The organism is Streptococcus humanilactis (assembly GCF_019448275.1).
Lineage (GTDB): Bacteria > Bacillota > Bacilli > Lactobacillales > Streptococcaceae > Streptococcus > Streptococcus humanilactis.
In genome coordinates this window covers 771,592-783,899 of sequence record NZ_JAHXBZ010000001.1, presented here as the reverse complement: position 1 = coordinate 783,899, position 12,308 = coordinate 771,592, and the positions used below count along the sequence as shown (strand labels likewise).

Sequence of the window (12,308 nt, the reverse complement as noted above, 5' to 3'; positions counted from 1 at the left end):
TTTGATTTTCATTGAGTATAAAATCACTTTTGTAGCCAAGTCTACAGGAGTGATTTTCTTTTTTTATCCGATGATAAATGTGTTATAATAGGTAGCAAAAGAGGTGAAGAAATGAATCAAACAGTAGAATATATCAAAGAACTAACAGCCATCGCATCGCCAACAGGCTTCACTCGTGAGATTTCGGACTATTTAGTCAAGACTCTAGAAGGTTTTGGTTATCAGCCAGTTCGTACAGCCAAGGGCGGTGTCAATGTGACCATTAAAGGTCAAAATGATGAACAACACCGCTATGTGACTGCCCATGTAGATACGCTGGGTGCTATTGTCCGTGCTGTCAAACCAGACGGCCGTCTTAAATTGGATCGTATCGGTGGTTTCCCTTGGAACATGATCGAAGGAGAAAACTGTATCGTTCATGTGGCTAGCACAGGTGAAAAAGTATCAGGCACCATCCTCATCCACCAAACTTCTTGCCATGTCTACAAGGATGCAGGAACTGCAGAACGTACCCAGGACAATATGGAAGTGCGTTTGGACGCCAAAGTAACCAATGAAAAAGAAACTCGTGCCTTGGGGATTGAGGTCGGTGATTTTATCAGTTTTGATCCACGAACTGTCGTGACAGAGACAGGTTTTATCAAGTCTCGTCATTTGGATGACAAGGTCAGCGCAGCGATTTTGCTTAACCTGCTTCGTATTTATATGGAAGAGAAGATTGAGTTGCCAGTAACAACCCATTTTGCCTTTTCAGTCTTTGAAGAAGTGGGGCACGGTGCCAACTCTAATATCCCTGCTCAGGTAGTAGAATATCTGGCTGTGGACATGGGAGCCATGGGTGATGACCAGCAGACAGATGAGTACACAGTATCTATCTGTGTCAAGGATGCTTCAGGCCCTTATCACTATGACTTCCGTCAACACTTAGTTGCCTTGGCTAAAGAGCAAGATATTCCATTTAAGTTGGATATCTATCCATTTTATGGATCGGACGCTTCAGCGGCCATGTCTGCAGGGGCTGAGGTTAAACACGCTCTGCTTGGTGCTGGTATCGAGTCTAGCCACTCATATGAGCGCACTCATATTGACTCGGTGGTTGCAACGGAGCGTATGGTTGATGCTTACCTTAAGAGCGCATTGGTAGACTAATATGTGTTTGATTTGCCAGAGAATTGAGCTCATCAAGAAGGGAGAAAATCCCTATTTTGTCAAAGAGTTGGAAACAGGCTATCTTGTGGTTGGAGACCACCAGTATTTTGCAGGCTATAGCCTCTTTCTAGCCAAGGAACATGTCACGGAATTGCACCATTTAGAAAAGGAAATGAGAGTCCATTTTCTAGAAGAAATGAGTCTAGTCCAAGAGGCAGTTGCCAAGGCCTTTGCTGCTGAGAAAATGAATATCGAACTGCTAGGAAATGGCGATGCCCATCTTCATTGGCATCTGTTTCCACGACGGACAGGTGATATGAAGGGTCACGGTCTCAAGGGACGTGGTCCAGTCTGGTGGGTTCCCTTTGAAGAAATGACAGCAGCAATCTGCCAAGCAAAACCGGATGAGATTAAAAGATTAGTCGAATGTTTATCGTCAGAAGTAGATAAACTATTAGAAATAAAGGAGTAAAAATGAAAAAAAGATATCTTGTTTTGACAGCCTTGCTAGCCTTGAGTCTGGCAGCTTGTTCACAAGAAAAAGCAAAAAATGAAAATGGAGTAGCTAAAACAGAACAAACAGCCAAAGCTGATGGAACAGTCGGAAGTAAGCCTCAAGGAGCTGCCCAGAAAAAAGCAGAAGTGGTTAATAAAGGTGACTACTACAGCATCCAAGGGAAATACGATGAAATCATCGTAGCAAATAAACATTATCCTTTGTCAAAAGATTACAATCCAGGGGAAAATCCAACAGCCAAGGCAGAGTTGATCAAACTCATCAAAGCGATGCAAGAGGCAGGTTTCCCGATTAGTGACCATTACAGTGGTTTTAGAAGTTATGAAACTCAGACCAAGCTCTATCAAGATTATGTCAACCAAGATGGGAAAGAAGCTGCCGATCGTTATTCTGCTCGTCCTGGCTATAGTGAGCACCAGACAGGGTTGGCTTTTGATGTGATTGGGACAAATGGTGATTTGGTGACAGAAGAAAAAGCGGCCCAATGGCTCTTGGACCATGCGGCTGATTATGGTTTTGTTGTCCGTTATCTCAAAGGTAAGGAAAAGGAAACAGGCTATATGGCTGAAGAATGGCACCTTCGTTATGTCGGAAAAGAAGCTAAAGAAATTGCTGAGAGTGGTCTCAGTTTGGAAGAGTATTACGGCTTTGAAGGCGGAGATTATGTCGATTAAAAAATAAACTTTTCTCTTGCAATTCTAGATAAATAGTGTATAATAGATGGGTATGTAAAAAGCATACTTGTGGGAGGTAAAAATTTTTAATTACCGCCAAAACCACAAAGGAGGATTTAAAAATGGCTAAAAAAGTCGAAAAACTTGTAAAATTGCAAATCCCTGCTGGTAAAGCTACACCAGCTCCACCGGTTGGACCTGCTCTTGGTCAAGCTGGTATCAACATCATGGGATTCACAAAAGAGTTCAACGCTCGTACAGCTGACCAAGCTGGTATGATCATTCCAGTTGTTATCTCAGTTTACGAAGATAAATCATTTACTTTCATCACTAAAACACCACCAGCTGCTGTTCTTTTGAAAAAAGCTGCAGGTGTTGAAAAAGGATCAGGTACACCTAACAAAACTAAAGTTGCTACAGTTACTCGTGCACAAGTACAAGAAATTGCAGAAACTAAGATGCCAGATTTGAACGCAGCAAACATTGAGTCTGCAATGCGTATGATCGAAGGTACTGCTCGTTCTATGGGATTCACTGTTGTTGACTAATCAATAGCACAGTAGAAAATCTCACAGCAGTCTATTAGTTGCTTTTCATACTAGGCAAGTGACTGATGCTTGTACTTGGGTACAGCAAGGGAACTTGACGACGTAGGAAAAGAAAAATAATAGACTGAAAACCCGCAAGACTTCATCATTTCGAGAAGTGACGTGGGAGATGAAAATCGATTGAACCACTTACAAGGAGAATAGAAAATGGCTAAAAAAAGCAAACAACTTCGTGCTGCTCTTGAGAAAATCGACAGCACAAAAGCATACAGCGTAGAAGAAGCTGTAGCACTTGCAAAAGAAACTAACTTTGCAAAATTTGACGCAACTGTAGAAGTTGCTTACAACTTGAACATCGACGTTAAAAAGGCTGACCAACAAATCCGTGGAGCAATGGTATTGCCAAACGGTACTGGTAAAACTTCACGCGTTCTTGTTTTCGCACGTGGTGCAAAAGCTGAAGAAGCAAAAGCTGCTGGTGCAGACTTTGTTGGTGAAGATGACCTTGTTGCTAAAATCAACGACGGTTGGTTGGACTTCGACGTGGTTATCGCTACACCTGATATGATGGCTCTTGTTGGACGTCTTGGACGTGTCCTTGGACCACGTAACTTGATGCCAAACCCTAAAACTGGTACTGTAACAATGGATGTTGCTAAAGCAGTTGAAGAGTCTAAAGGTGGTAAAATCACTTACCGTGCTGACCGTGCAGGTAACGTTCAAGCAATCATCGGTAAAGTATCATTTGAAGCTGAAAAATTGGTTGAAAACTTTAAAGCTTTCAACGAAACAATCCAAAAAGCAAAACCAGCTACAGCTAAAGGAACTTACGTAACAAACTTGACTATCACAACTACTCAAGGTGTTGGTATCAAAGTTGACGTAAACTCACTTTAATCAGTAGTTTATATCAGAGAACGAGTACGAAAGTGCTCGTTTTTTGTAATTATGTGACTATTAGTCCGTCTCGCTCCGTTAGGTGCGAGATATTATGTATATCAATGAAGAATGGTGAAATGAAACAGAAAACTGGGCAAATTGATTAGAGAATCCAAACAAATTTCTACCAATCTTTTAGAATCTATAATGTACTATTTCAGCCTCAATCTACTATACTACATAGATTTTTCAGAATATTGGTTATGTTGAGTTTTAATGATTAGAGGCTTAGAACATCGTTGCGAACTAGTTTATTTTTTCATTGTTGGAGATACGAGATTGATTTTAGATGTTCCGATTTTAATATTTTAATTATCATTTTCCTAGTTTCTGGATGTGTCATTTGACTTTCATTGAGTATCAATAAATGATTTGTGATTGTATAGATTTGGATGTTAAAGTTACAATCAAAACAAAGGTACTATCTGAACTCATTATTTTAGATAATTCCTTTGCAAAAACTTAAATTGATAAAATTTTATAAGTATTTTCTTTCGAGATAATTTTTATGATTAAAAATATCTGGGTAAACAATAAATATATGTTAATAGTTTATATTTATACACATAGGTAAAAAATCCGAACTATATTTAGAGAAAAATAGAACAAATGTGTTATATATTGAACAAATATTTGTAAATTACTTTAGGTTATAATTTTTTCAAGTTAATTTTTTGAAAATATCAAAATCATTTTATTTATAAAAGTAATTATTTTCAAGCATAAAAGTTGAGTTATAAATTTAATGATGATATAATTTAAGAGATATTAGTAATTATTGAGCACTCCCGGTTTAGGATATTGACCTCTTAATATTGCAAAAATATTTAAGGGGGGGGGGGCTCTTTATTTGTCTAATCATTTTAATATTTTTTAAAGGAGGTTGTGGGTCTAATGAAAGGCAAACAACAAGATTTTCGAACGGAGAAGTACATTCGTTACGGTATTCGTAAGTACAGCTTTGGAGCAGCATCAGTAGCAATTGCGGCTGGTTTGATGTTCCTAGGGAACGGTGCGGTATCAGCGACGGAAGTACAAAATGCTGAAACAGTAGTAGCAACAAATGCTCCTGATCAAGATAATAAGGAAAAGGCTGAGCCTAAAGCTGAAACAGTAGAAACTGTAAAACCAGAAACTGAAAAGGCTACTGAAGCAAAACCTGAAGTTAAAAAAGTAAACAAATCTATCCTTGAAGCAAGTATTGCTACTTTAGAAAGAAATATTAAATCAGCACCTGATGCAGATCAAGCAGTATTAAGTGTAGCTCGTGAAGCATTAGAAAAAGCTAAAGCAGTATTATCTAACGATGCAACTACTCAAGAAGAAGTAGATGCACAAGTGAAAATTGTTAATGATTTAGATGTAGTAGTTACAGAAGCTCAAGCAGCAGGAGTGACAGTTAAAGTTGAAGAGAAAAAAGCAGAAGAAAAAGCAAAATCTGAAGCGAAACAAACTCTAGAAGTAAAAGAAGCTAAAAAAGAATTAACAAAAGTATTATCAGAAGCAGAAGTAACTAGCAAATTGGCTGAGACTGAACTTGCTAAGGCTGATGTGAAAGAAGAAAACAAGGCAGCAGTTACAGCAGCAGTAGCTAAAAACCAAGCAGTTCTGGCTGAAACAAAAACTTTATTGGCTGATACGAGTGTCACAAAAGAGCAAGTAGATGCTCAATTGGAGCGCCTAAACGAATCAATCCTTGCAGTTTACAATGAATTGAAAAATGCAGGAATCGGTCGTGACGGCAAGTTTTCTTATGTTTTGGCTGATGTAGCTGATACAGTAGCAGAACCACCACTTTCTGAAGAAGAACAAGCAAAACACTGGGAAAAATATAAAGATAAAAATACAGCTCGTTTAACTAGACAAATCAAATGGTTTGATGTAGGTAGTAAAACAGCAACTATAAAAAATCTTGGATCAGGAGATAAACTTCAAGTAGGAACGGAATTTACCCAAGAAATTTCGCCAGGATATGTTGTAACGTTAACGGTTACTAAATTAGCACCATTTAATTCGACAGATGTATATAAGGAACGTGGTGGAGCAGGTTATGATGCTAATGCCCAAAACGTTTATAAAAATGGAACTCCAGCTGAAGTAAAAGTAGAAAAACAAGGAGGATATTCTGTTGCGAAAACAAATGGAATGGATACTGGAGGTAAAACAGTTATTCGGTCTGTTCAGAATGGAGCAAACGTAGGGGTAGAATTCTCTGTTAAAGCTACTTTAAATGGGAAAGAAGTACCAGCAAACGTTGTATTCTTAACTGGGGAAGAAGCTGGTTCATCTGAAATTGAAATCTATAAAACAGATGGAGATGGTTTCGAACTAGTAACGGAATTATCAAACTCTACTGTAAGAAATCAAGAAACAGCCCGTTCTTACACAACTGAAACTTATGAGACAAGATCTGTAGCGGGAGCAGGGCATGGTCAGGCAGGTAATCAATTAGGAATAAAAAATACTATAGAAGGTTCAGGAAAACCGGCTTTTGAAATATTTAAACAAGATAAAGGTAAAGGCTTTTTCAATAAAACCATCACTTCAGATACAGTTGTAGCAATGAGAGAAAGCGATGGTACTTATAATACAGATGGTTTAGGAACACAAATTTTCGGACCAGTATCAACTCACAGATCTTCTGGTTTCTCTACTCCATTAGTAATGACTCGTAACGCTAAGAATATAGGAATGTATATCTTCTCATCAGGGCAACAAGGTTCTATGCTAGGATTTATGTTACTAGATGAAGGGGATGCCCCAGCTTCATATGGTCGTGTAGCACATTCTATTTCTAAATCAAACGGTCAGAAACAACCATATTTAGGTTCTGTAGCTCCAGACGTAGATATCCGTACAACACCAATCACTAAAACAACTGCATTCAAATATGATGATAACCATGGAGACGGTGCAGCTGATGAAGGTGCTCGTCAATTAATGGGTGATGGAGTACAAGCTAATGATAACTATACATTACATAGAGTTAACGATAAAACATATTCTATGACATTCGATGCTCATTTAGATGGTGAATCATCAGCATGGGTTAACGGATGGATTGACTTTAATGGAAATGGTAAGTTTGATGAAGGGGAAGCTGCAACGCCTACAGAAGTAACTCAAGATGGAAAAGTTACACTAACTTGGACTACTAATGTTCAAAATGTAGATACGACTCAAACTAAGCTTGCTACACGTCTTCGTATTGCTTTAGATAAGGCTGATATCACAACTCCAACAGGAATTGCCTATTCTGGAGAAGTGGAAGATTTCCAAATCCAACAAACGATTCCACCTCGTGGTACAAAAGAAGAGACAAGTGGAATTCAAGGTGCAACACAAAATGCTAAAGTTCAGTTTAATGCATATGGACAAATTAACTATGACTTTAGTGAAACAAACACTATTGATACATCTGTTAAATCACAAATTGTAAAAGCCGATGGTTCATTAGTAACAGATGCTGATTTAGTGGATGGATACTATGTAGTTCAAGGTCAAGGTAAATATAAAATTACTGACAATGGAAAAGACGTAAATGTAGAATTCATTCCAGAAGCTAACTTTGTAGGGACAGCAGATGGTATCACAATTCGTCGTACAGATGCAAATGGAGCGACGACTGGTTGGGGACTGAATGGTAATAGAATTGTTAAAGGTGAAGGTGAAGATGCTGCGACACTTAATCTAATAAGTGATCAAGTTCAATTGCAAAATTCTCCATCAAAAGGTTCTATGGATGGTCGTTACATTCCAACTGTAACTCCAAAACCAATTACTGCAGATCCAAAAACTTCTAAAGATGTTCAAGGTAAAGCTCAAAAAGAAACACCAGTATTCAAAACAGATGCAGGTAAAGATAACGAAGCGGTTATTACGCCAAGCACAACACATCCAGCTAAACTGGTAGATCCAAAAACTGGTAAGCCAACAGATGAAGCTTCAGTAACAGTGGAAAATGAGGGAACTTACACAATCAACCCAACAACAGGTGAGGTAACATTCCAACCACTTCCAACATTTACAGGAAGAGCTACAGGAATTGGTGTATCACTAACAGCACCAGTCGGAGTTGATAAAACAGGAGCTGAAGCGACTTCAACAGCCACAACAACTTACACACCAGAAGTAACACCAGTGAAACCAACAGCAGAACCAGCTACTTCAACAGGAATCCAAGGTGAAATTCAAATAGGAACACCTACATTCACAGCAGGAGATGCAGAAGTACCAATTAAAGCAGGTTCAGTTAAATTACTAAATGCTGATGGAGCTGAAGCCCAAGGAGCGGTACCAGCATTAGACAATAATGGAAACAAAGTTGGGGAATACACAGTAGACCCAGCAACAGGTGTTGTAACCTTTACACCAACGAATAAAGCTTATGTAGGTCCAGTTGTCCCTGCAAAAGTTCAAGCAGAAGATAACAACGGAACTAAAGTTGAAACAAAATATACTCCATCAATCGTAGGAGTGAAACCAACAGCAACTCCAGCAGATTCTTCAAACATTCAAGGTGAAGTACAATCAGGAGTCGTAGCTTTTGCTCCAGGTAAAGCAACCATTGAAGGTGTTGAAAAATCAGTAGCTATTAAAGCAAACTCAGCAGTTCTTCTTGATAAACAAGGTAATCCAGTAACAGCAGGCACTCCAGTAGATGCTGAAGATGCGAATGGGAAAAAAGTTGGGGAATACACAATTGACCCAACTACTAATACAGTAACATTTACACCAACAGATAAAACTTATACAGGTGAAGTTGTACCAGCAAATGTTCAAGCAGAAGATGAAAATGGAACAATCGTTAAAACAACTTATACACCAAGTATTGTAGGGGTAACACCGAGTGCAACTCCAGCAGATACAACTGATATTCAAGGTGTAGAACAATCGAAAGAAGTGACATTCAAACCTGGTAAGACTACTATCAACGGTGTTGAAAAAGAAGTGCCAATCGATACGACTTCATTCAAACTATTAGATGAAACTGGAAATCCAGCAGAGTCAGTACCAGCTAAAAATCCAGCAGGAGATGTGATTGGTACTTATACATTGAAAGTGGTAGACGGTAAACCAACGGCAGTCTTTACACCAACGGATAAAACATATGCGGGGGAAGTTGAAGCAGTTACTATCCAAGCGAAAGATACAAATGGAACAGCTGTAACAACAACCTACACTCCAAACATTACGCCAGTATCTCCATCAGGAACTCCAGCGACAACTGAAGGTGTACAAGGACAACCTCAAGAGGGAACGCCAACATTTACACCAGGTAATGATAAAATCCCGATGAAGATTGATGCGACTCAACCTGCTAAATTAGTAGATCCAGAAACTGGTAATACGATTGATGAACCAACAATGCCAGCGAAAGACGCTAAAGGAAACACAGTTGGTACATACACTATCGAACCAACAACAGGTAAAGTAACATTCACTCCAAACAAAGACTTCGTAGGTACTCCAGTACCAGTAAGAGTTCAAGCAAAAGATGCAAATGGTACACCAACATCAGCTACTTACACGCCAACTGTTAAACCTGTAACTCCAGAAGGAATTAATACATTTACAGAAGATATTCAAGGTTCACCTCAAAGTGGTAAGCCGCAATTCAAACCTGGTAAGACAACTATCAATGGTACAGAAGTAGAAGTACCAATGGATGATAATACACCAGCTAAATTAAAAGACCCTAATACAGGTCAAGAAGTAACGAGTGTAACAATTCCAGGTGAAGGGACTTATACTGTAGATGCAGATGGGACAGTCCACTTTACTCCAGATAAACAATTCAAAGGTAAGGGGCAAACATTAACAGTTGTCCGTCAAGATGCCAATGGAACAAAAGTGACCGCAGAATATACAGCAGTTGTAAAACCAGCAAACCCAGAAGGAACAGAAGTTCTTACTGCGGGTGTTCAAGGTAAAGTTCAAAGTGGTAAACCGAACTTCATCGGTGGTAAAGCAATTGTTAATAATGTAGAAAAATCAGTTGATATCGATGAAAATGTACCAGCGAAACTAATTGATCCTAAGACTGGTCAAGAAACAACAACTGTCACAATTGATGGTGAAGGAACTTATGAAGTTTCAGAAAATGGGACTGTGACATTTACTCCGGTACAAGGATTCGTAGGTAAAGGTACAGAGCTTACTGTTAAACGTGTTGACTTAAATGGTACTCCAGCACTTGGTAAATACACAGCGGTAGTAATTGGTACAAAACCAACTGCAAAACCATCTGTAACTTCTGATATTCAAGGTCAAGCTCAAAGCCACTCTGTTACATTCAAAGGTGGAACAGTTGAAGTTGAAGACCCAATGACGAAAGTGAAATCAGAAGAAACAGTAGCCATTGATCCAACAACTTACACATTACTGGATGAAAATGGACAAGCAGCAGATTCAGTTCCAGCGAAAAATCCAGATGGAAAAGAAATCGGTACGTACACTCTTGTAAAAGAAGAAGGTAAAGATCCAGTTGCAGTATTTACTCCAACAGATAAATCTTACACTGGAGAAGTTAAACCAGTAACAGTTCAAGCGAAAGATACAAATGGAACAGCTGTAACAACAACTTACACTCCAAATATCACACCTGTTAAACCAACTGCGAAAGCAGCTACTTCAGAAGGCGCTCAAGGTCAAGAGCAAAGTGGAACTCCAACATTCACTGAAGGACACGAAAAAGCTCCAATCGATTCAACAGTACCAGCTAAATTAATCGATCCAGAAACTGGTCAACCAACTGATGAAAAATCAGTAACAGTACCAGGAGAAGGAACTTACACAATCAACCCAGAAAATGGTGAAGTAACATTCAAACCAGAACCAAACTTCACAGGTAAAGCAACAGGTGTTGAAGTTCAACGTAAAGATACAAACGGAACACCAGCAACAGCTAAATACACACCAACTGTTAAACCAGTAACACCAACATCAGATGATGTAGTATCTGAAGATGTACAAGGTGCTAAACAAACTGGAACGCCAGTATTCACACCAGGTAAAACAACAGTTAACGGTCAAGAAGTAACTGTAGACCTAGATCCTGAAGTTAAACCAACATTAGTAGGTGCTGATGAAGAAGGTAAAGTAGTAGTACCGAACGAAGGAACGTATACTGTAGATGAAAATGGTGTTGTAACATTCACACCAGAACCAAACTTCACAGGTAAAGCTAGCGGAGTAACAGTGAAACGTGCGGATAAGAACGGTACAGAAGTAACTGCGAAATATACTCCAACGGTTAAACCAGTAACGCCAGCAGGAAAAGATGTTGTAACAACAGACGCTCAAGGCGCTACTCAAACAGGAACACCAGTATTTACACCAGGTAAAGCAACAGTTAACGGTGTAGAAAAAACTGTAGAATTATCAGATAAATCAGCTAAATTAGTTGATCCGAAAACAGGAGATCCAGTTGATTCTGTATCTGTAGATGGAGAAGGAACTTATACAGTAGCTTCAGATGGAACAGTAACATTTGTACCAGACAAATCATTTACAGGACAAGCGACAGGTGTAACAGTTAAACGCGAAGATAAGAACGGAACACCTGTAACTGCCAAATACACTCCAGTAGTATTACCAGTAATACCAACAGGAAAAGATGTAACTTCTATCGGTGAAAAAGGTCAAAAACAATCTGAAACACCAGTATTCAAAGCAGGAACTACAAAACTAAATGGTAAAACTATAACAGTGCCAATCGATGAGAAAGTAGCACCAACATTTGAAGATGGCACAACTGAAAAAGTAGTACCAGGAGAAGGAACATACACAATCGATAAGAATGGTAAAGTAACCTTCACTCCAGAAAAAGACTTCGTAGGTAAAGCAAGTGGAGTAACAGTTAAACGTGTTGACGAAAACGGAACACCAGTAACAGCTACTTACACCCCAACAGTATTAGGTAAAACATCTACTAAAGATGTAACGTCTGAAGGTGCTAAAAATACACCACAATCAAATACTCCAGAATTCAAAGGAGATGTGGATACAACAGTACCACCAACATTCGAAGATGGCACAACTGAAAAAGTAGTACCAGGCGAAGGAACATACACAATCGATAAAGACGGTAAAGTAACCTTCACTCCAGAAGAAAACTTTGTAGGAACAGCAACTCCAGTAGAAGTGGTACGTAAAGATAAGAATGGAAAAACAATCCAAGCATCTTACACACCAACAGTACGTCCAGATACTAAATTTGTAGTAGTAGGTAAAGATGGTAAAGAAACTGAACTTATCCCATCAAAAGACGGTGAAAACCCATCAGAAGAAATTTCAGGTTACAAAGTTGTTAAGACTGAAAAAGATGAAAAAGGTAATACAAAACACATCTATGAAAAAGTAACTACAAAACATGTTGATTCAAATGGAAACCCAATCCCAGGGACAACAACAGAAGAAGGAACAAATCCTAAGAAAGAAATCCCAGGCTACAAATTCGTAACAACTAACAAACTTCCA

Annotated in this window: 6 protein-coding genes; all 6 read left to right on the top strand. The window is 38.8% G+C overall.

Going from position 1 to position 12,308, the window contains the following annotated elements:
• Nucleotides 1–111: 111 nt before the first annotated feature.
• Nucleotides 112–1,149, top strand: coding sequence for a M42 family metallopeptidase (locus KV696_RS03705; RefSeq protein ID WP_219966887.1), 1,038 nt, complete (start codon nucleotides 112–114; stop codon nucleotides 1,147–1,149).
• Nucleotide 1,150: 1 nt separating this feature from the next.
• Nucleotides 1,151–1,621, top strand: coding sequence for an HIT family protein (locus KV696_RS03700; protein WP_000335624.1), 471 nt, complete (start codon nucleotides 1,151–1,153; stop codon nucleotides 1,619–1,621).
• Nucleotides 1,622–1,623: 2 nt separating this feature from the next.
• Entirely contained in the window at nucleotides 1,624–2,340 is a 717-nt protein-coding gene (ldcB, locus tag KV696_RS03695) for an LD-carboxypeptidase LdcB/DacB (RefSeq protein WP_000747767.1), read from the top strand.
• 122 nt (nucleotides 2,341–2,462) lie between these two features.
• Nucleotides 2,463–2,888 carry a 50S ribosomal protein L11 gene (gene rplK / locus KV696_RS03690; RefSeq protein WP_001085806.1) on the top strand — a complete coding sequence of 142 codons (426 nt, stop codon included), beginning with the start codon at nucleotides 2,463–2,465 and terminating at the stop codon, nucleotides 2,886–2,888.
• A 207-nt stretch (nucleotides 2,889–3,095) separates the two neighbouring features.
• On the top strand, nucleotides 3,096–3,785 hold the full coding sequence (gene rplA / locus KV696_RS03685) for a 50S ribosomal protein L1 (protein WP_001085675.1): 690 nt from the start codon (nucleotides 3,096–3,098) through the stop codon (nucleotides 3,783–3,785).
• Between the two features lie 936 nt (nucleotides 3,786–4,721).
• On the top strand, nucleotides 4,722–12,308 hold a 7,587-nt coding region (locus tag KV696_RS03680), incomplete at its 3' end, for an Ig-like domain-containing protein (protein WP_258318548.1).